Consider the following 20,529-nt stretch of genomic DNA (forward strand, 5'->3'; position numbering starts at 1 on the left):
TAACAAGGTATTAGGATTCCTCCCATAAAATTTAATGGGGGCTTTATGGAAATACTACTTATCTCGATTGTCATTGGCATCATCCCGGCTCTGATCGCTCATAGCAAGGGACGCTCCTTCTTTGCGTGGTGGATCTATGGTGCATTGCTTTTCATCATTGCTTTCGTTCATTCATTAGTAATACGCAAAGATGTTAAAGCTGAAGAAAAGGACATGATCGCCTTCGATGGAATGAAAAAATGCCCTTTTTGCGCAGAAATGATTAAATCTGAAGCAATAAAATGTAAGCATTGTGGGAGTGATTTGACAGGGAATAATCCGAATTTGGATTTAAAAAAGTCTGATGAAGATTATTTAAAAGAGGCCAGGCGAAAGGCTGGAATAAATGAATGATAAAGAAAACCGCTTCGGCGGTTTTTTTGTTTCTGGAGCTTGTTATGGCTACGCTGCGCGAACTAATAATCAAAATCTCTGCCAACTCTCAATCTTTTCAGTCAGAAATTTCTCGTGCTTCTCGTATGGGGCAGGACTATCACCGCACTATGCAGAATGGTGGAAGACAAGCGGCGTCAGCGCAGCGTGAAACCCAGCGGGCTTTAGCTTCTGTTACGTCACAATTAAATACTACTCGCACCGCTGCATTAAATCTAACCGGCGCATTTGCTGGTGCATTTGCCACTGCAAATCTTATTCGACTGGCGGATTCATACAATTCTCTCTCAGCGAGGGTAAAACTCGCAACAACTGATGCGAGTGATTTTTCCGCCGCGCAAAAGGGTTTAATGGATATTAGCCAGCGCACCGGCTCAGCTTTTGCTGATAACGCTGCACTTTTTAGCCGTGCTTCAACATCATTACGCGAATGGGGGTTTGGGACACAGGATATCCTTAAACTCACTGATGCCCTGGCTAACGGGCTTCAGGTTTCGGGCGCGTCCGCCGAAGAGACATCTTCTCTTATTGTACAGCTTTCGCAGGCATTAGGCCGTGGCGTGCTGCGTGGACAAGACTTTAACTCAGTGGCGCAGTCTGGGCAGCGAATTATGAAGGCTCTGGCTGATGGTATGGGTGTTGCTCAGAAAGACCTTAAGGGCATGGCTGACGCGGGGCAGTTAACCACGGATAAAATTGTACCTGCGCTAATCAGTCAGCTCGGCAAACTAAAGTCTGAGTTTGACTCGATGCCAAACAGCGTCAGCGCAGCATCCACACGTATTCAGAATGCATTCATGGAATGGGTAGGTGGTGCCAATAAAGCGAGTGGCGCGACGGCAACAATTTCTGGTGTGATGGATGACGTTTCAAAAAATATTGACAGCGTTGCCACTGCCGCAGGTGTTTTGGTTTCAATTGGTCTAGCAAGATATTTAGGTGGTATGGCTTCTGGGGCAATTTCAGCCAGTACAGGTCTCATTGGAGCAGCCAAAAGGGAAATTGCACTCGCAGACGCTCAGGTTAGAGGTACCCAGATCTCCACAGCCAGAGCAAGGGCGGCAGTATACAGAGCTCAACAAGCTTTAGTTGCAGCCAGAGGAACAGATGCTCAGGCGGCCGCAGAGAAAAGACTGAGTGCAGCTCAACAATCATTAACAAGAAATATTGCAGCGAGAAGCTCAGCTCAAACCGCTTTAAATAATGTGACGTCGATTGGTTCTCGCATGATGGGTGGCGCGCTGAGTTTAGTTGGGGGATTTCCTGGTCTAATTCTCCTGGGTGCCGGGGCTTGGTATACATGGTATAAAAATCAAGAGCAGGTCAGAAAGTCAGCGCTCGACTATGCCAATACGCTGGATGATATACGCGAAAAAACTAAATCGATGAGCCTCACTGAGGCATCAGATAATGAATCTCAAACGCGTAAGGCTCTGGATGAACAAAATCGACTGGTAGATGAACAAGCAAAAAAAGTCAGGGGGTTAAAGGAAGAAATTTCCGGATATCAATATATGTTGGCTAATCCTGGGCCAACAGTGGGTGGGTATATGATTAACCATCTCAAAAGCCTTGATGATGCAACTCTCGACCTGTCAAATGCAACTCAAGCTTTAGCCGTAGAGCAGGAACGCCTATGGCAAATGCAGGCTAAATCCCAATCGATTCAAGATGTTCTTGAAGGTATTGAGCATCAGCGAGTGGCATTAATCCGCCAACAGGCGGCTGAACAAAATGCTGCTTACCAATCTCTTTTATTAATGAACGGGGAACATACTGAATTTAATCGCCTACTTGGGTTAGGTAATAATTTATTAATGGCCCGACAGGGTTTAGTTAATACGCCAATGCGCCTCCCTCAGGTTGACCTCGATCAAAAGCAAAGCGATGCCCTTGAAAAAAGCCGTCGCGATTTAGCTTTATCTAAATTAAAAGGCGAGGAAAAAGAAAGGGCAAGGCTTGGATATACTGCTGATGATCTTGGTCTTAAAAATGAACCTCAGTTCCAGACATGGCGACAAGAGCTCATCGACAATGGTCTCACTGAATGGAGAAATATCGAGGCCAATAAGCCCAAGAAGAAAGGGCCGAAATCTGATGCTGAAAAAGCGGTTGATACCTATGACCGACTGATTAAGCAGCAAAAAGAGCAGATCGCGCTCGAAGGGCAAAATACCGAACTGGCGAAAGTGAAATATCAGGTCAGTCAGGGAGAGCTGGCAACCTTAAGCCAGGCACAGAAAGCTGATCTGATGCGCAATGCCGCGCTTATCGATCAGGTTAAATTACGCGAGCAGCTCCGCAACTACGAAGCGCAACTGGCCGACAGTAACGCCAGCGCGCGCGCCGCGAATGAGGCCCAGCTTACCGGCTACGGGCAGGGAACCCGGTTCCGTGAACGTATGCAGGAGCAGTTCAATATCCGTAAGGAATTTGAGCAGAAGAATACCGATTTGCTCCGGCAGCGGCAGGCAGGCGACATTGAAGAAGAGACGTATCAGCAGGAACTGGCGCTCAATAAACGCTACCTGGATGAACGCCTGCGCGACCAGCAGGGCTTTTACAGCGCCTCAGACGCGCAGCGTGACGACTGGTTCAGCGGACTGAGCGAAGGTTATGCCAACTGGGCAGATGAAGCGACGAACTATTCCGCTCTGGCGGCCGATGGCATGAGGCAGGCGATGGATGGTGCCGTTTCCAGCGTGACCGATATGCTCAACGGCAACGTGTCAAGCTGGAAGGACTGGGGCGTCAGCGTGCTGAAGATTGTCCAGAACGTGCTGGTGAATATGGCGATGGCAAATACCGCCAGCTCCATCGGCTCATTGTTCAGCTTCGGCGCATCCTCTGCGGCAGGCAGCGGCGGGACCGCCATTCAGAGCGCAGCGGCTAATTTCAGATTTAACGCGAAAGGCGATGTGTATGACTCCCCGTCGCTCAGCGCCTACACCAACGGGGTGTACAGCACGCCGCAGTATTTTGCCTTTGCCAAAGGTGCCGGGGTGTTCGGCGAAGCCGGGCCGGAGGCGATTATGCCGCTTACGCGCGCGGCGGATGGCTCGCTGGGTGTGCGGGCGACGGGCGGGGTACAGACCGAACGCAGCGCGCCCTTCGTCATCATCGGCGATATTCATATTAACTCACAGTCACAGCAGCCGGTCAGCCAGGGCGCGGCCAGTGCTGCCGGTCGTCAGCTGACCGATGCCATCGTGCGCACGGTGAATGAAGAGGTCAGCCGACCGGGTACGCCGCTGTGGCGGGCCATTAAAGGAGTGTAAGCGTGGCGACAGAAACATTTGAATGGTGTCCGCGCATCACGTCGCAGGTCGATATCACCCTGCGCACGCGAAAGGCGCAGTTCGGGGATGCCTACGCGCAGGTGGCCGGGGACGGCATTAATCCTAAGCTGCCGCAGTGGAGCGTGAGCTTTACCGGTGATGAAGACTATATCCTTGCGATAAAGGCATTCATCGAGCGGCACGGCGGGTGGAAATCTTTCCGCTGGAAACCGCCGCTCGAGCCGGAAGGGCTGTACCGCGCAGAAACCCTCCAGCTTTCGTCCCACGGCAATAATATCCACACCCTCAGCAGTACCTTCATACAGGCATATCACCCATGAGTATTTCATCTGACGTCCAGAAACTTGAACCAGGCAGCCGTATCCGGCTTATTGAAGTGGACGGCTCCGCCTTCGGCGCGGGCATCCTGCGCTTTCATAACGAGAACATCCCGCACACGGAAGCTGAACTGGCGGCATCAGGCGGCGATGAGTCAAAGCTGGAGCCGAAGTCCGTCTGGTGGCAGGGCGAGGAATACGGGGCCTGGCCGTTTGAGCTGGAGGGACTCTCCGTCAGCAGCGACGGGCAAAGCGCCCGGCCAAAGCTGACCGTTGCCAACATTAAAGGCACGATCGGCGCTCTGTGCCGCCGTTTTCAGGGTATGGCGCGGGCGAAGATGATTATTCACGACACCTTTGTGCATTATCTCGATGCGCGTAATTTCCCTGAAGGTAACGCGGATGCAAATCCGCTGGAAGAGCGTAAGCAGGTGTTTTATGTGGATCGCAAATCCGGCGGTGATGATGAAACCGTGGAGTTCGAACTTTCCAGCCCCGCCGACCTGCGCGGCCAGCAAATCCCGACGCGCCAGATCCAGCCGCTCTGCACCTGGTGTATGCGGGGGTGGTACAAAACCGGGAACGGCTGCGCCTACGCCGGGCAAAATGGCTGGTTCGATAAGGACGGTAACAAGGTTGACGATCCGTCACAGGATGTCTGCTCCGGCCTGCTGTCCACGGGCTGCAAACCGCGCTTTGGCGAGAATGAACCGCTGGACTTCGGCGGCTTCCCCGGCGCTTCCCTGCTCAGGAGCTGATGATGAAAGATAAAACGATCTGCGCCATCCTGGCGCACGCTGAGGCGATTTTCCCTGATGAATGCTGCGGGCTGGTCATTCAGAAGGGCCGGGTCGAGAAGTACATTCCCTGTGAAAACCGCGCCACATCGCCTGATGAACAGTTTGAGATTGCCCCGGAGGATTACGCCGGTGCTGAGGATCAGGGTACCGTTGTGGCGGTGGTGCACAGCCACCCCGGCGACGGCGCAACCACCCAGCCGAGCGAGCTGGATATGCTGATGTGCGATGCCACGGAAATACCCTGGGTCATTGTTTCCTGGCCGGAAGGCGATATCAGAACGGTCATGCCGCGCGGCGATCGCGCGCTGACGGGCCGTCAGTTCGTGCTGGGTCACGCCGACTGCTGGTCGCTGCTGATGGACTATTTCCGCACCGAGCACGGCATCACCCTGCCTAACTACAGTGTGGAGCGCCACTGGTGGGAGCAGGGCGAAAATCTCTATATGGATAACTGGCATGACTGCGGCTTTCGCGAGTTCGACGGCCCGCCGCAGCCCGGCGATGTGGTCATTATGCAGATCCAGTCACCTGTACCCAATCATGCCGGTGTACTGCTGGAGGGAAACATGCTGCTGCACCACATGTACGGCCAGCTGAGTCAGCGGGTGCCGTACGGCGGCTATTACCTCGATCGCACCATCAAGACCGTGCGACATAAGGAGCTGATGTAATGAACAAGACCGTGATTAAACTCAGCGGCTCAATGGCGCAGCGCTTTGGCCGCACGCATTACCGCGTACTCGATACCTCGAAAGAAGTTTTTCGCGCGCTGTCGGCCACCCTGGACGGTTTTGATGCCTGGCTGCGGGAGGCGCGGGCGAAAGGTCTGGACTTTGTCATCTTCCGCGATCGCCGGAACATCGGACAGGACGAGTTTGAAATGGTCAGTGCCGGGAGTGAACTGCGGATCATTCCGGTGATACGTGGTAGCAAGCGGGCCGGTATATTCCAGACCATACTCGGTGCAGTGATGGTGGTTGGCGGGATTGTGGCTTCTCCGTTTACGGGAGGATCTTCACTTTCAATCGCCTGGGCAGGTGGCGCGATGATGGTGGGAGGCGTTATTCAGATGCTTTCTCCACAACCCGCTGGTCTGCGTATGCGGCAGGATCCCGATAATAAACCGTCCTATGCGTTTGGTGGCCCGGTAAACACCACGGCGGCCGGGAATCCGGTTCCGCTTCTCTACGGTCAGCGCGATATCGGCGGTGCGATTATTTCAGCGGGCATTTACGCCGAGGATCAACAGTGAAATAATATGGAGTAAACAAAATGAAAAATATCTACAAACTTGTAATTAAAAACATAATCCCAACTGAAGGTAATTATGATGTGACTGTGGCTGTCGCTTACTCTGAATTTCCGGTTATCCCGTTATTTCAAATTAGTGTTGACGTGCCCCGAAAAAATGAAGCGCCTTTAGAGTATTATGAAGAAATTGCGCTTATGAAAGCATCCAGATTAATCAGTGATGTTAATGACAGCCTTATCAAAGCGGCCTGATGGCCGCCTATATTTATGATTTAGAGTGAAGCCTTTCTTTAGCTTTTCGGAAAAAAGTTTCAATCGGCTTTTTACCGGACCATGTTTTTAGTCGCTCATCTATTTTTTTATCAATATCCTGTTTTTGCTCATCAGAAAGGTTTTCACAAATTAAAGAAAGTAAAACCTCCAGTGATCCTACACGGGTCTGTAGTATTTCGAGGTCAGATTTTGATTCTTTTTCCATTACAACTCCTTGAACGAGGTTATCAGCTATTCCTCTTTTTTTACCGTTAATGTTAGTGAACCGTCACCGACAAGCTGAAACCTCACCATAACCAGGACTATGTTTTTATAACATCCTGATATTCGATCAGTTGTTCACTCAAGGCCGCCTCTATGGCGGCTTTTTTTATGGATGCGATATGGCAAATATTATCAAAGGCCGGAAGAGTGGCAGTAAGCAGGGGCATACGCCGGTTGAATCCCCGGACAGCATTCAGTCCATCGCCCGCGCAAAAATGCTTATCGCCCTGGGCGAAGGGGAATATGCGGGCGGGCTTGACGGCACAAAAATCTTTCTCGGTGACGGTACCTCCTACACGCCGCTGCTGAATGCCGACGGGTCAGAAAATTTTCCCGGTGTGGTGTGGGAGTTTCGTTCCGGCACGCAGGACCAGACCTATATCCAGGGTTTTCCGGGCATTGAAAACGAGCTGCAGGTCTCCCAGGTACTGAAGCAGAATGTGCCTTATGTGCGCGCCATCTCCAACACGCAGCTGTCCGCTGTGCGCGTTCGTGTCGGCTGGGAAACCCTGCTCTGGCAGAAAGACAACGGCGATAAGGTTGGTACCCGCGTTGAATACGCCATCGATCTGTCTGTTGATGGCGGCGCGTACCAGACTGTGCTGAATGGTATTGTGGACGACAAGTCCACGACGCTTTACGAGCGCAGCCACCGCATTAACCTGCCCAAAGCCACGACCGGCTGGCAGCTGCGAGTCCGCCGCGTCACGCCTGATGCCTCGTCCGTGAACATCGTGGACACGATGAAGGTTCAGGCCATCACCGAAATCATCGATGCAAAACTGCGTTACCCGCATACCGCGCTGCTGTATATCGAGTTTGATGCAAAACAGTTTCCGAACGGTATTCCGCAGGTGGTGTGCTGCCCTAAAGGCCGCATTATTCGCGTGCCGGACACCTACGATCCGGAAACACGCGGTTATACCGGCACCTGGACCGGGGCATTTAAGTGGGCATGGACCGATAACCCGGCATGGGTTTTTTACGATCTCATCCTCAACGAGCGCTTTGGGCTCGGCCAGCGCATCACCGCCGATCAGGTTGACCGCTGGGAGCTGTATCGCATCGCCCAGTATTGCGACCAGCTGGTGCCGGATGGCAAGGGCGGCACAGGCACGGAGCCGCGCTTCCGCTGCAACGTTTATATTCAGGATCGTGCTGAAGCCTGGACGGTTTTGCGCGACCTTGCCGGTATTTTCCGGGGGATGACCTACTGGGGAGACAACCGCCTGTATGTGCTGGCGGACATGCCGCGCGACATCTGGCACGTCTATAACCATGCCAGCGTGGTCGACGGTAAGTTTACCTTCTCCGATCCGAGTGAAACCACCCGCTATACCTCGGCCATGGTCAACTGGTCCGATCCGAAAAATCATTACAAAGACACGCCGGAAGTGGTGTACGACAACGATCTGGCGATGCGATATGACTTTCGCCAGATGGAAATGACGGCGATTGGCTGTGACCGCCAGTCCGAGGCGAACCGTCGCGGGCGCTGGGTGCTGCTGACGAATGGGGCCGGGGAAGTTGTGTCCTTTGCCACGGGGCTGGACGTGCCGCCGGTGGAGGAAGTTATCGGCATCGCGGCCAATGAACTGGCCGGGCGGATCATCGGCGGGCGCGTCAGCGCAGTAAACGGGAGGAATATTACCCTCGATCGCATCGCTGACATCAAACCAGGCGATCGGCTGTTCGTGAACCTGCCGTCCGGTCCGGCGCAGGCGCGCACGGTTCAGGCGGTGAACGGTAAAACCGTGACCGTGACTACCGGCTGGAGCGAGACGCCGGAAGCGGAAACCAACTGGGCGGTTGAGGCCGACGATCTGTATATTGCCCTGTTTCGCGTGACGGGCGTCAGCGATAAAAATGACGGCACCTATGCCATCACCGGTACCACTTACAATCCTGACACGTATCCCGCCGTCGATCACGGCACCCGTCTGGATGAGCGCCCGATCAGTGTCATTCCGCCGGGCGTGCAGGGTCCGCCGGTAAATGTGACAGTAGACAGCTATTCCAGCGTCAGCCAGGGCATTGCCATTACCACTCTGCGTGCTGCGTGGGAAGCAGTAACCGGGGCGGTGGCCTATGAAGCTGAATGGCGTAAGGATTCAGGAAACTGGGTCAACGTGCCACGAACGTCTTCGCTGGGCTTTGAGGTGCCAGCCATTTATTCAGGCCGCTATCTGGTCCGGGTGCGGGCAGTGAATGCCAGCGATGTGTCGTCAGTGTGGGCCGTCAGCCCGGAAACCATCCTGACGGGTAAAACCGGGGCACCGCCGAAACCGGAAGGGCTGCGCACTCAGGGGATCGTCTTTGGTGTCGTGCTGAACTGGGATTTTCCTGCCGGTACCGGGGATACACTCAAAACCGAGATCCAGTACAGTGCGGCGGCCACCGGCACAAATCCGCTGCTGCTGGCCGATGTGCCGTACCCGCAGAAAACCTACCAGCAGCTCGGCCTGAAATTTGGCGTGACATTCTGGTACCGTGCGCGGCTGGTGGACAAAACCGGCAACCAGAGTGCGTGGACCGACTGGGTCAGCGGCATGCCGGCTGATAATGTTGCTGACTACATCGACAACATGGACGAGGCGATCCGCGACACCGACACGTACAAAGAGCTGGACAAGTCGATCCAGGACAACCAGACCGCGATCGCGAAAGAAGTTACCGACCGTGCTGCTGCCATTACCAAAGAAGCCAGCGATCGTGCTGCTGCTATTTCGAAGGAAACTACGGCCCGCACGCAGGCACTGACCAAAGAATCCAGCGACCGTACCGCAGCGATCGCGGCGGAGGCAACCACCCGCGCGCAGCAGGATCAGAAGGTGGCCGCTGACGCAGCCAACGCACTGCTTAACGAGCAGCTGACACGCGAAGCGGCAATTTCTGAAACCAACCTGATTATTCAGAACAAAACGGACTCGCTGGCGCAGTCGATCGCGCAGGTCGCGGCGGGCAGCGGCACGCAGTTCGATTCCCTGAAAATCTGGCATTTCAACTCTTCGGGCGTTGAGGGCTGGACAGGCAACGGCACGCCGACGGTGGTTGATAACTGCCTGCGCCCGGCTAACCATGCCAGTAACCCTTATGTTGTTTCTCCGGCATCGCTGGCAGTAGATGCGGCGTCTTATCGCTTCGTTAAAATGCGTATAAGAAAGGCAGGCAAACCCGCCTGGCGTGGTCAGCTGCGCTGGCGCGATACGGCGGCCTTTAACGACACGAATATGGTGACGCTGCCTGAGCCTGTTTTTGATGCCAGCGGCGTGGCGACTATCGATTTCAGCGATATCAAATGGAATATCCTGGCGAACGTGGCACAGATCCGCCTGGATATTGGCGCAACACAGACCGCCAGCGATTATTTCCTGATTGACTGGATAGCGGTCGGTCGCCCGGCACCGGGTGCCAGCACCGCAGCGCTCGAGGATGAAGCGACAGCGCGTATTGCGGCAGACTCTGCCGAAGCCACGGCACGCAGCACGCTGGCGGCGCAAATCCGCGGCGGTACCGACGGCACCGATCCGTCGAAACTGACCAGCGGGCTGATTTATAACGAGCGCCAGGTGCGCATCTCTTCGGAGAAGGCCATCGCTGAAGACGTTGAAGCGCTGGAGACGAACTTCAATAACAACAAAGCGGCAGTGCAGCAGTCTCTGTCCACCCTGACTGATGCCCAGACGTCACAGGGTAAAGCCATTACCAACATCAGCGCATCGCTGAAATATGCCAATATTGATGCGGCCAACATGTTGACGAACGGCTCGTTTGAAACGGATTTTGATTTCTGGGAAAAACGCGATTATCCGCAGGCGCAGAGCATTATCAACGGCGGGGCATACAGTGGTGATAAGGTGCTTCGTTTCACTGCCTACGCTAACGCTTCCCGCATCACGCAGAAAAATATCCTGCTGCTGAAGGGCCGGACCTACCGCCTGGCGGCGGTCTGCAAATTCTCTGCGGATGCCGTGGCCGGGGCCGGCGATAACATCAAGCTGGCGTTTCGTAACAGCGCATCCGACGCACTGATCCGCAGCGTGTCTTTCCTCGCAGCCGGTGAGTCCGCCCCGACGACATGGACGGAGAAAAGCCTGGAATATACCGTCGGCAATGTCGATCTGGTAGTGGCCGTGGCGGTGACGTCATTCCTGACAGCAGGGACGATGGATATTGATTTTATTCGGGTCATGGATATCACCGACGCGAAGGCTATCGAGACCAAAGCTGATGCCGGAGCACTGTCGACACTGGACGGTAAAGTTGATGCGATTGACGGTAAGGTTACTGCGCAGGGCACCGCGCTGACGCAGGTTCAGGCCAGTATCGGTCGGCGCACTGTTTTCCGGGCTGTGTCGGTCGGCAGCGGTGGGACAGGAGGTATCACGGCGGCGGGTGTATTCCGCGAGGACGGCACAAAAGCGGCCACGCCGTCCCGATCTTACATGTTGGTTGTGTTCTCAACCAATGCAGACGGCTCAACGGGTTTAACGCGATCCAATTACGATTTGTACGGTAATGCGGCAGCGGCATCGGCAGCGTTCAACGACGCAGTAGCCGCACTGCCTAACGGGACGTATGTCGCTGTGACAACCTACGACGAGCCAAACGGCAGCAAATCGCGGATCTACGATGCGATTGAAAGCCTGGGCGGCAGTCGGGAGGCGATGGATACGATGGTCTCCCGCAGCGCGTACATCCTGCTGGGCTGTAAAGGCATCGGGAAGGGCAACGGGCAGGAGCTGGTCAGCCCGGTTGGCGGCTCCGCTGATGCACGGGTATCCGCGGCGATTGAGTTCATCAACGGGACGATGGTTGGTCTGGGTGCCGGCGCATCAGCTATTGCCAATGCTAACGCCTCGGCCACGAGTGCGCTCGATGCTAAGGTGACGCAGAATGGGAAGGATATCACCGCGCAGGCCGACGCCATCACGCTGATTAAAACGGATGTGGGAGGGAAGGCCAGCCAGCAGGCATTAAGTCAGCTTAGCCAGCGTGTTACAGATACAGAGGGTGACATTGAAAGCCAGCAGATGGCGATTACCGGGCTGAATAACAACCTTAAAAATAAAGCTGATGCGACCGCATTCAGCGAGCTGGCGACAACGGTTAAAGGCCAGGGCGAGCGGATCGACACCATTGACCTGAAAACGACCCGTATAGACCTGACGGCTCTGGATCAGAATACCTATTATCCGGTAACTATGGTTCTGCCATCGGGAGGCATCGTTAAAGGGCCGTCGCGTATCCGTGTTGCGCGTCCGCTGGATAAGACGTATGGCATTAAGCAGCCTGACGGCACCTATAAGAACCCCGACTGGGCCATTCACGCCAGCGGATTTAACGTGTCGCTGGAATGGACCGCCATCGGCAGCGGCTGGGGTGCGAATGATGTCGAGCGAAATATCTACGAGTACCAGTTCAGACCAAACTGGATCACCGATGGTGTAGCGCCGGTGGTGAACGTTGGTCAGATGACCAACTCCTCTACCGAATACATTTATCTGCGCGGCGGGTCGCAGTATGACGTGTCAACGCCGTTCAGCGTGACGCCGGTGCTACGTACCGGGGCATACACGCTGTCCAGCCAGACCATAAGCCCGATAGCAGTTGGTTCGGCGGCTGTTGTGGTTCCGTCCACGATCCGCCAGGATACCATCGCGAACGCCACAGCAACGACGGCGCTGAAATCAACCCTGAAAGACGCTGCAGCTGACACGGAAAATATGATCGCCAACGGCAGCGGTGAAGGGGGTCTTGAATTCTGGGAAGGCTCACCGCAGCCTGCCGTCGTGCCAACCGCCCCGTATCTGGGCACGAAGTGCTTCGAGTACTCCGGCACGGCAAACATGCTCATGTTTCAGCGCGGTCTTACCATGCTGAAAGGCCGGGCGTACCGCGTTTCGCTGATGGTGAAATTCTCATCTGATGCCAGCGTCGATGCGACTAACGGGTGGGGTAATACCAAAGCGTCAATTCGCCAGAGTGAATCGAATGCATACATCGCGGAAGTCAACTTCAAAGGGTCTGGCTCAGCGCTGGTGACGGCGTGGACGGAGTTTTCTTTCGATTACACGCCGACCGCTGATTTACTGGTGCGTCTGGCTATCTCCTCACTGCTGAAAGCCGGGAAGATGTGGATCGATAACATCCGGGTTGAGGACGTTACTGACGCAAAAGCGAACGCGACCACGGCAAGCGCTGTCACCCGGCTTGAGACGGCTGTTAAACAGACGGGTGACACGCTGACGTTACAGGCCCAGAGTATTCAGGGACTGACCAGCAGCCTGGGCAACAAAGCGGATGCCAGCGTTCTTGCGCAGACCAACGCGACGGTGACGCAGCAGGGCAAAGATATTAAAGCCAATACTGAGTCCGTCAGTTCTCTGAAAACGCGAGTGGAGGGCGCGGAATCGGGGCTGCAACAGACGTTTGAATCCGTCGCCCAGGCCGGACTCGCGCAGTTCAGAGGATTTTACGAGCAGCGTGCTGAAATTGTCAGTAATGATACGAAAATCAGCGCCTCAATTGACGAAGTGAATGTCACTATCGCTAACGAGACGGGCGCGCTGGCGCAGCAGATGACGACGTTGCAGGCCAGTGTCGGGGAGAATGTTGCCGCTATCCAGGTGACGTCCTCCGTGCTGGCGGATGTGTCCAACAAACTCTCGGCGCAGTGGGGCGTGAAAGTCCAGGTTGATGCGCAGGGGCGTTCGTATGCCGCCGGTATCCAGCTCGGCATTGACGGCGCAGGTGGCACGTCCTCTTTCCTCATTGATGCGGATCAGTTTGGGATTTATAACCCGAATGCCGCAGGCGGGCGCGTGCTGGCGTTTGCCGTCAGCGGCGCAACCGCCTATCTGCGCACGGCGATGATCCAGGATGCGGCCATCGACAGCGCCAAGATAAAGGCGGGTGCCATCGGACGCCTGCAAATTGCCGACACCATTTCGTCTGACAATTTCAGCTCCGGCATCAGTGGTCTGCAAATTGATTTTCGCAACGGCAACATCCAGCTTAACGGCAACATTCCGGGGCAGGGACGTCTTACGCTGGAGAACAACCGTATTGTCTTTTACGACAGCCAGGGCAGGCCCGTGGCAGTTTTTGGGGGACCCCTGTAATGGCAGGCTTTCAGACGTTCATTAACGGGACATCGTTTGATGTCCTGAATGCAATGTCCTTCAACTATGTCATCGATGTGATAGATACCTCCGGTGCAGGCAGCCGGAGTTATTCCTCACAGAGCATGGATTACAGTGCGTTCATCCTGAATAACTTCTCCGCCACCACCTATGAGCCGCGAAATTACAGCGTGAGCGTTTCCGGGAATACGGTCTCCTGGAGCGTGCCGAACGCGGTGAAAATCGTGGTTTTCGCGGTACCGAAACAGGGGGCCGATACCGGCTACGGAGGATTCGCGTATTACGACTATCCCGGTGGTCAGCGTACCGTGAAACTGGCCCCGGACTTTGTGCCTTTTAACCTGGTTCAGGTTATCGATATCGGCGCGGGGCAGGGCGACCTTGTAACAGTGGTCCCGCTCGAAAAGGGTATGGTGGTCTTTCACCGGGCGCTGAACATGAGCATTAATCAGTACGACCAGATTGTCTGGGAGCAGGTGTCAGGTAACGGGCGGCATGTTCTCCGGGTGACGAATAACCCCTACGGCGGACGCCTCTACGTTTTCTCAGACATGCTGCTGAATATTCCTGCCGGGGGGTTTTACATGTACCGCGACGGGCGGATGGTATGGCACAGCAACTGCCTGCCGCTGAACGTCCGGCAGATGCCCGGCGGCGATATCGACAGCGACCGCCCGCTGGCGGTGGTATCGAACGTCAGCGCCAGTCTTTTTCTCCGGCAGGACCCGCAGTTCCCTACCGGGTATGAGAACAGACAGTGCGCGGCAGCGGGTTACGTTAACGGCCGCTGGCGCGCCACCATCGCCGCCACCTTCTCCAGCCGTTTCATCAGTGACCCGCGCGAGGGCGAGAGCATCCGCCCCTGGGCGGTCGGGGGCTATCCCGGCTACATCGAAACGACGCTATACGACGACTATTACCGGGCTGCGCTCGGACAATAAATTAGGGAAATACAATGGCAAACATTTCAGACGACCTGGCTGCAGCGCTGACGAAAATACTCAGTCAGGCCCAGCTAGATATCCAGAACCAGGACAAACTTTTCAACGGTAACGGCGACGTAACCATCACCCGCGCCGACGGCTCGACGTTTAATGCAGCGACGTGGGCCAAAATGATGGCGGCCACCACAGGAACGCTTAAGCAAAACGGAAGCCTGGGCACACTGGACCTGGACTCAGTGAACGGCAGTCAGGAGGGATTCTGGTATCAGGTCGCATCGGCTAACGCCACCGCTGCCAGACACTACCCTGAAACCCAGTATGGCGCTGGCGCGTTAATTGTTATCTCTGACAGAGCGAACCATGCGAATTCATGCTCGCAAATGTACTTCATGTATTCAGGTAATAACATTTATGTCAGAAACGGGGCGACGGCATCCAGTGGCACCGTAACATGGTCTGCATGGCAGAAGCTGGCATACACCAGTGACCCGGAGTTTACCGGGAAAGTGGTGATGCCTAGTGCAATGCACCTGAAAAAAGACAAGGTTATTCTGAAGGCCGGTGATGACAATACTTGCATCTTTACTATCGGGGGATCTACTGACATTTGCTTATTTAATGGCGACGGCATTTACAATAACGGGCGGAATGATGCGGTGCGCGGATATGCCTCACGACGTGGCACAGGTAACAGCAGCACGCTCACTGGTAACCTGTGGGCGCTGGGGTGGGCAACGCAGACAGGGATGACACTTTACGTTGACGGATCAACCATCGGGAGTATCCAGACCGCCTCGAATTCTGACAGGGAGATGAAAAAAAATATTAAATACCTTGCACGGAAAGAACGCGAGGCGGCCCTTGCCGAAGTCATGAAGTGGATGATTGCCACCTTCCGGTATAAAGCCAGGGGCGACGGTCTGATCCCTGAGTCCGGCGATAAACTGGGGTGGATAGCAAACGACCTGATTGAGGTCAGTCCTGAGTGTGTTGAGGGTGAAGGACTGAAAGAAGGGGAGGAACTGGATCCGCTGAAAGCCTACAGCCTGGATACCGTTGCGATGATGGCAAAAATGACGCTGGCGATGCAGGCACAGCAGGAGATAATCAATGACCTGCAAACCACAGTTAATCAGCTGAAAGAAAAGCTGATTTCGGAATAATTCCCCCAAGCTCCTGTATGAAGTTTTATTATTAATTAATGGTCATACTACTGAAACTTGCTACTTTTGGCACAAAAAAACCGGCGCGGTGGCCGGGTTGGATTGCTAATTTGGCTTTTTGGCATCAGATGCGTCAATCAACTCTTCAATAGTTATTTTTGGTTTAAATCGTTCTAAAGTTGACAAAAATTGATCTTTTGCGCCGTCTGGTGTTACTCGTAACAACATCGTAAGCTCACCGAGGTGTCGTGTTAAATCGTTGTATCCAGCGTTCCCAGTAAGCCACTGGTGCATTTTTCCTCCTCGCTTCTTTTTTAGATCTTGTAATTGCGCTCTAACTCCTGGAGCTAGTCTGTCATATACAATATCTCTAATGACATGAGCAAAGACTGGCGGATAAGCTCCTGGTTTTTCAGGCATGGAGTAACCCCAAACCCTGCACAACTCCTCAAAAAAATCTAGTTGAAAAGTTTTAAGCCAAGGACGCATTTCCTTGGAGACGAATTTTTCAAGAATCGCTGCAAGAGCATCACGCTTTCTGTCTCTCTGATACCCTGTTACTTCATCTATTAAAGCAATTATCCCAACGCGAGCAAAACCTCGCATTAGAATTTCTGCCTGTGCCGCAATATGCTGCTGCTGGGCTTGAAGCCGATTCTCTTTTCTTGCAGCCAATATGGCGTCACAAATATCCGCAAGAATTGTTGCTGGATAGGCATATCCAATAATGCTATTTGAAGGATATTTAAAGCGAATTGGACTGTCGAGTCTTTCGCTTAACTCGCTGTTAATATAGGGCTTTATTCGATCTCCACCCATCAAATTGACAAGTCGCGCCGACGCCTTGTCTGGGTGGAAACCCAATCCAATACCAATAGCAGAGGTAGTGATTACTCGCGTTTTATCTTCATCGTCGAGAACATAACATTCAAGGCTTACACCATTGATAACCAGAGGTGTATCAACGGAACCATAGGAAATCTCAGGAAGGCTACTCAATTCTTTTTTTGCAGCAGCGGCTTTAGCGGATGCCGCCTTGCGCTCCTCTGGAGTTCTTTTTGCTGCTAAAGCCTTGCCACCACGCGCCTTTCCGACAACTTCTTTCTTTTCATTCTCATGCATGATCTAACTCTCGTGTTGTGAAATTGCCAGCATTAAATCATATGCACGTTATAACGTGCAATATTTATTTTGTGCATAAAAAAGGCCGCATCTTTGCGACCTCTACCAACACTTTGCAAAATATTCTTACGCTACATCTCTACCCGAACCACGTACAGGCAATAACTTGTTTAATCAAAAGATTAGCTATGATGTGATACGTTCATTATTAATAGCCGTCGCAATACTGATCTCTTCTGTTTAAAAACACTGCATTTATACACAGTGATGGAAAAGAGGATAGCGGGACTCAAAGGCAGGTATGATTAGAATTAGTAGGTTGAAGACGTAAGCGATACTAATCTAAGCTATCCTCATACGATAATTTACTTAGGGATTTTGTTATGTCATTGACTAGACAACTTAAATGGTGCGGGGCTGTCACGCTTATTGTTACGCTATTGGGTGGGTGTATTCCTTATTCCAGGGAAAGGCCTGGCTATGTCGATCTTTGCGAAAGCGAACATACATTCAGCGTTGATAGCCCTGGTGGGAAGCAAGAAATCTTTCTTGAAACCTATCTCTACGATCATGCGATCCCGGGTAGATATATGCCTGAAAAGCGTGGACACTTTACTATTCCCCATGTTCAAGGACCCGAAGCGGAACCAGAGTTCTATGTTCAATTAATTGCCTATAACAAAGGTCGCCAGCGACTTTCGCACCCAGGAAGCAAGGGGCTGCCACCTCTTCCTGTCATACTTGATACTCGCCAGGCTTATATCGATCTGGGTGATGGGAAACACCGTAGCGCCCGGCCAGAAGTTTTTCTTGGAACCCGATCATTCCCTTATGATTTTCCAGAGGATAATATGGAGTTTGCCAGACCTTCACCTTATGACATCAATAGTGATGAGGTGCACCGCAATGTACCCAGAATTACTAATAATGACGACTATGGTTCAGCGTATGTTGTTTTTAAAATTTATAACAAATACGCAAACACACGTTGGTTAATTCACCTCGGCGAGCTAGAGATAGCAGGGCAAAAAGTCAATATACCCCCGCTTAAACTTTGCTATCAACCAACATTGAAGTGGATCGGTATTGAACCGCTAATGCGCCCATAAACAACAATAACATACGCATACTGGCATATCGCAGGCAAGATTTTATAACTTACCGGCTGAGTAGCCTGCGACAGACTGAAGGCTTTGGTTGGTACGCTAAACAAATAAGTAAGGGGAACGCTGTATTTCGCCGGGCAGGGCATCCAGCAGACCAGGAAGATTAAGCGGGAAATGCTGTCACCGTGTTATACGACGCGATGTTCAGACTTACCTTTCGTACGAGCTAAATGATCAATTCTACATGAGAACATTATATATCCGATAAATCAACATGGCCCTGCGCAAGCAGGGCTTTTGTCTGCAGCGAGGAGCGGACGTTACGCATCCCTGCTAACATTAGCGTTGAGCAGTCGGAATTGAACTTAGCGATTCATTGTGAATTCCTGACCGCCTTTGCAGCCAGTCTGATTCAGCGTAACTTTTGAATTACTGATCCTAATTAATCTGTCCATTGTTGCCATAGTGGTGAAAAACATGAAATTTGAAACCGGATTCATGGCCATGAATCACGAACTTGTTCCCCACACAATAATCGTATGAGGTCTTAATGCTGATAGCGCAGGTTTCAGACATTCACGCCTCACCCGAAAATGATCTTCTGTTTCGGTTCGACAAGATATTAAAGTGGCTTACGCATCTGCAACCGGATGTACTGGTAATTACCGGTGATCTAACGGATGGGCATTGGCAGGAAGGTTATAAACAGATAGCCGACCGCCTGAATCAGCAAAATTACCCTTCGTTGATCCTGCCAGGTAACTCAGACGACCGCAGTATGATGCGTTCTGTTTGGGATAAGAACAGATGGGCGCACGATGCCCAACGAGAGGCTCTGCACTTTGTCCATGACACAGTAGGCATTCGCCTGATTGGGCTGGATTCGACGATTGATTATAAGGATTACGGCAGTGTGGCTGACCATCTAGAATGGTTGAATAATCAACTTAACGACGCAGGCAGCCCTCAGTCATTGCTGTTTCTGCACCATCACGTATTTGCATCTGGCATACCAACGCTAGACGAAACGATGTGCAGAGGTCTACCTGAGATGGAAGATTTGATTAGACGCGCCCCGGCCAGACTACTAGCCATTTCTACAGGCCATGTCCACAGACCAATAGCTGGTACGTTTGCGGGCATACCTGCTTACATTTGTGGATCCGTCTGCCCGGCTAATCCTGTCTGGTTTGGAACAGTAAACGTTCCTCCTGCGAATGACCCGCCAGCGTTGATGATTCACCGCTACGTTAGTAACTCTCTTACCAGTCATCACGTTTGCATTTAATTAGTATTCAGAAAACGCATAGACCTTGTAGAAAACGACCTGCTCTCCAGTGATTAACAAATAATGTTGCGAGAGAGCAATGTCCGCTCTTGGCACTCAGCGGACATTATTGTATCGATATTTTCGGCACATGGTTAATAAATCGTTAAAACGAAAGCTGCGTAAGGCGATATGAGATATGGAGAATTTTAAGTTGTGGGGCAGTTATGCTTTCGCTGGAACACCGAAAAAACGGTTTCCCGCAGCCAACGGTGTTCCGGACTGTCATGTTGGCGGGGATGCCAGATGGCCGAGATTTTAATGATCGGTGTGACTACCGGCAGTTCAAAATGCGTCAGTCCTGACTGTTCTGTATCGATGAGTGAACAGCCTAATGAAGATAATGTTACCAGGCCGATAAGATCCGAATGACGTACGATATTTATGGCATTGGCAAAACCGGGAACAACCATACTTATCTGACGTTTTAAACCCTGCCGTGCCAGTGCTGTATCCACGGGGCCATATAAATTGTTTTTGCGGGAAACCACCACATGCTGATAACTGGCGTAGCGCTCTGCCGTTATGCCAGGCTCCTGTAACAATGGATGGTTATTGCCGCAAATACCAACGAAACGATCGTGAAATAACATTCTGGTCTTCATTTCAGGGGCACGGGTACCGAGTACACCAAGCTCCAGATCAATAATTCCATCACGCAAGGGCTGTGCATCTTTATCATATTTTCCTACAAAACTTAGTCGCACCCGGGGTGCGTGTTTTTGTAGTTCAGCAGCCAGTGCGTTAGCAACCAGGTCAATGAATCGCTCATTAACCCGAAGCGTAAAGGTTCGTTCAAGTGTGGCAAGGTTTAACAGTTTTTGAGCCGGTTGCAGGAGTGCATATGCGTTACGGGTGGTTTCATTGACGCGTTCAGTCAGTTCTAATGCATAAGGTGTTAACGCTAAATGGCGGCCTGCCTGTACCAGCAACGGGTCGTTAGTAACATTACGCAGGCGTGTCAGACTGCGGCTCATAGCCGACACGCTCAGCCCCAGACGATGTGCTGCACGCGTAACACTACGCTCGGCCAGCAAAGCATCCAGTGCCTTAAGTAGATTCAAATCAATATCGTGCATATTTAGA

15 protein-coding genes and 1 pseudogene are annotated in these 20,529 nt (G+C 52.7%); 13 read left to right on the forward strand and 3 right to left on the reverse strand.

The genetic code is table 11. From position 1 onward, the window contains the following. Positions 1–45: 45 nt before the first annotated feature. The 7 genes from RT197_RS00725 to RT197_RS00755 are packed head-to-tail and all read left to right on the forward strand — an operon-like array spanning position 46 to position 6,351. On the forward strand, positions 46–393 hold the full coding sequence (locus RT197_RS00725; RefSeq protein WP_312946291.1) for a zinc ribbon domain-containing protein: 348 nt from the start codon (positions 46–48) through the stop codon (positions 391–393). Between the two features lie 44 nt (positions 394–437). Beyond that, positions 438–3,710 carry a phage tail tape measure protein gene (locus RT197_RS00730; RefSeq protein WP_312947539.1) on the forward strand — a complete coding sequence of 1,091 codons (3,273 nt, stop codon included), beginning with the start codon at positions 438–440 and terminating at the stop codon, positions 3,708–3,710. A gap of 2 nt (positions 3,711–3,712) precedes the next feature. Further along, positions 3,713–4,051 carry a phage tail protein gene (locus tag RT197_RS00735; protein ID WP_103676069.1) on the forward strand — a complete coding sequence of 113 codons (339 nt, stop codon included), beginning with the start codon at positions 3,713–3,715 and terminating at the stop codon, positions 4,049–4,051. Then, the gene (locus RT197_RS00740; protein WP_312946297.1) at positions 4,048–4,806 is read left to right on the forward strand and encodes a phage minor tail protein L; all 759 of its coding nucleotides are present in this window, start codon (positions 4,048–4,050) and stop codon (positions 4,804–4,806) included. The genes RT197_RS00735 and RT197_RS00740 overlap by 4 nt, the downstream gene beginning before the upstream one ends. A 2-nt stretch (positions 4,807–4,808) precedes the next feature. Next, positions 4,809–5,519, forward strand: a complete 711-nt coding sequence (locus RT197_RS00745) for a C40 family peptidase (protein WP_312946299.1) — start codon at positions 4,809–4,811, stop codon at positions 5,517–5,519. After that, positions 5,519–6,100, forward strand: coding sequence for a tail assembly protein (locus RT197_RS00750; RefSeq protein WP_312946302.1), 582 nt, complete (start codon positions 5,519–5,521; stop codon positions 6,098–6,100). Before RT197_RS00745 ends, RT197_RS00750 begins: the two co-directional genes overlap by 1 nt. A 20-nt stretch (positions 6,101–6,120) precedes the next feature. Further along, positions 6,121–6,351 carry a DUF1327 domain-containing protein gene (locus tag RT197_RS00755; protein WP_312946304.1) on the forward strand — a complete coding sequence of 77 codons (231 nt, stop codon included), beginning with the start codon at positions 6,121–6,123 and terminating at the stop codon, positions 6,349–6,351. A 13-nt stretch (positions 6,352–6,364) separates the two neighbouring features. On the opposite strand, the gene RT197_RS00760 is transcribed toward RT197_RS00755, so the two are convergent. Next, positions 6,365–6,577, reverse strand: a complete 213-nt coding sequence (locus RT197_RS00760) for a hypothetical protein (protein WP_312946305.1) — start codon at positions 6,575–6,577, stop codon at positions 6,365–6,367. Positions 6,578–6,755: 178 nt separating this feature from the next. Between RT197_RS00760 and RT197_RS00765 the strand changes: the two genes are divergently transcribed. The 3 genes from RT197_RS00765 to RT197_RS00775 are packed head-to-tail and all read left to right on the forward strand — an operon-like array spanning position 6,756 to position 15,888. Continuing rightward, positions 6,756–13,760 (forward strand): DUF1983 domain-containing protein, encoded by a 7,005-nt coding sequence (locus RT197_RS00765; RefSeq protein ID WP_312946306.1) that lies wholly within the window; start codon positions 6,756–6,758, stop codon positions 13,758–13,760. After that, positions 13,760–14,722 (forward strand): hypothetical protein, encoded by a 963-nt coding sequence (locus tag RT197_RS00770; RefSeq protein ID WP_312946308.1) that lies wholly within the window; start codon positions 13,760–13,762, stop codon positions 14,720–14,722. The genes RT197_RS00765 and RT197_RS00770 overlap by 1 nt, the downstream gene beginning before the upstream one ends. A 14-nt stretch (positions 14,723–14,736) precedes the next feature. Then, positions 14,737–15,888 (forward strand): pyocin knob domain-containing S74 family peptidase, encoded by a 1,152-nt coding sequence (locus RT197_RS00775; RefSeq protein ID WP_312946310.1) that lies wholly within the window; start codon positions 14,737–14,739, stop codon positions 15,886–15,888. Between the two features lie 105 nt (positions 15,889–15,993). On the opposite strand, the gene RT197_RS00780 is transcribed toward RT197_RS00775, so the two are convergent. Beyond that, a complete protein-coding gene (locus tag RT197_RS00780) occupies positions 15,994–17,010 on the reverse strand; it encodes a P63C domain-containing protein (protein WP_312946312.1) in 1,017 nt (338 codons plus the stop codon). Positions 17,011–17,393: 383 nt separating this feature from the next. On the opposite strand from RT197_RS00780, the gene RT197_RS00785 reads away from it, so the two are divergent. The 3 genes and pseudogenes from RT197_RS00785 (at position 17,394) to RT197_RS00795 (ending at position 19,404) form a co-directional block, all read left to right on the forward strand. Then, positions 17,394–18,119 carry a hypothetical protein gene (locus tag RT197_RS00785; protein WP_312946315.1) on the forward strand — a complete coding sequence of 242 codons (726 nt, stop codon included), beginning with the start codon at positions 17,394–17,396 and terminating at the stop codon, positions 18,117–18,119. A gap of 111 nt (positions 18,120–18,230) precedes the next feature. Then, a pseudogene (locus tag RT197_RS00790) lies at positions 18,231–18,350 on the forward strand (DUF4113 domain-containing protein); the annotation flags it as partial. Between the two features lie 316 nt (positions 18,351–18,666). Further along, a complete protein-coding gene (locus RT197_RS00795; protein ID WP_312946318.1) occupies positions 18,667–19,404 on the forward strand; it encodes a metallophosphoesterase in 738 nt (245 codons plus the stop codon). 188 nt (positions 19,405–19,592) lie between these two features. Here the strand turns inward: RT197_RS00795 and RT197_RS00800 are convergent, their stop codons facing one another. Then, a complete protein-coding gene (locus RT197_RS00800; protein WP_312946320.1) occupies positions 19,593–20,522 on the reverse strand; it encodes a LysR family transcriptional regulator in 930 nt (309 codons plus the stop codon). Positions 20,523–20,529: the final 7 nt, after the last annotated feature.

The sequence above is a fragment of the Superficieibacter sp. genome, assembly GCF_032071645.1.
In the GTDB taxonomy this organism is placed as follows: domain Bacteria; phylum Pseudomonadota; class Gammaproteobacteria; order Enterobacterales; family Enterobacteriaceae; genus Superficieibacter.

Bases quoted from the DNA above. Each gene is read 5' to 3' on its own strand.
- RT197_RS00725 (WP_312946291.1), top strand. From the start codon at position 46: ATGGAAATACTACTTATCTCGATTGTCATTGGCATCATCCCGGCTCTG.
- RT197_RS00730 (WP_312947539.1), top strand. From the start codon at position 438: ATGGCTACGCTGCGCGAACTAATAATCAAAATCTCTGCCAACTCTCAA.
- RT197_RS00740 (WP_312946297.1), top strand. From the start codon at position 4,048: ATGAGTATTTCATCTGACGTCCAGAAACTTGAACCAGGCAGCCGTATC.
- RT197_RS00745 (WP_312946299.1), top strand. From the start codon at position 4,809: ATGAAAGATAAAACGATCTGCGCCATCCTGGCGCACGCTGAGGCGATT.
- RT197_RS00750 (WP_312946302.1), top strand. From the start codon at position 5,519: ATGAACAAGACCGTGATTAAACTCAGCGGCTCAATGGCGCAGCGCTTT.
- RT197_RS00755 (WP_312946304.1), top strand. From the start codon at position 6,121: ATGAAAAATATCTACAAACTTGTAATTAAAAACATAATCCCAACTGAA.
- RT197_RS00760 (WP_312946305.1), bottom strand. From the start codon at position 6,577: ATGGAAAAAGAATCAAAATCTGACCTCGAAATACTACAGACCCGTGTA.
- RT197_RS00765 (WP_312946306.1), top strand. From the start codon at position 6,756: ATGGCAAATATTATCAAAGGCCGGAAGAGTGGCAGTAAGCAGGGGCAT.
- RT197_RS00770 (WP_312946308.1), top strand. From the start codon at position 13,760: ATGGCAGGCTTTCAGACGTTCATTAACGGGACATCGTTTGATGTCCTG.
- RT197_RS00775 (WP_312946310.1), top strand. From the start codon at position 14,737: ATGGCAAACATTTCAGACGACCTGGCTGCAGCGCTGACGAAAATACTC.
- RT197_RS00780 (WP_312946312.1), bottom strand. From the start codon at position 17,010: ATGCATGAGAATGAAAAGAAAGAAGTTGTCGGAAAGGCGCGTGGTGGC.
- RT197_RS00785 (WP_312946315.1), top strand. From the start codon at position 17,394: ATGTCATTGACTAGACAACTTAAATGGTGCGGGGCTGTCACGCTTATT.
- RT197_RS00795 (WP_312946318.1), top strand. From the start codon at position 18,667: ATGCTGATAGCGCAGGTTTCAGACATTCACGCCTCACCCGAAAATGAT.
- RT197_RS00800 (WP_312946320.1), bottom strand. From the start codon at position 20,522: ATGCACGATATTGATTTGAATCTACTTAAGGCACTGGATGCTTTGCTG.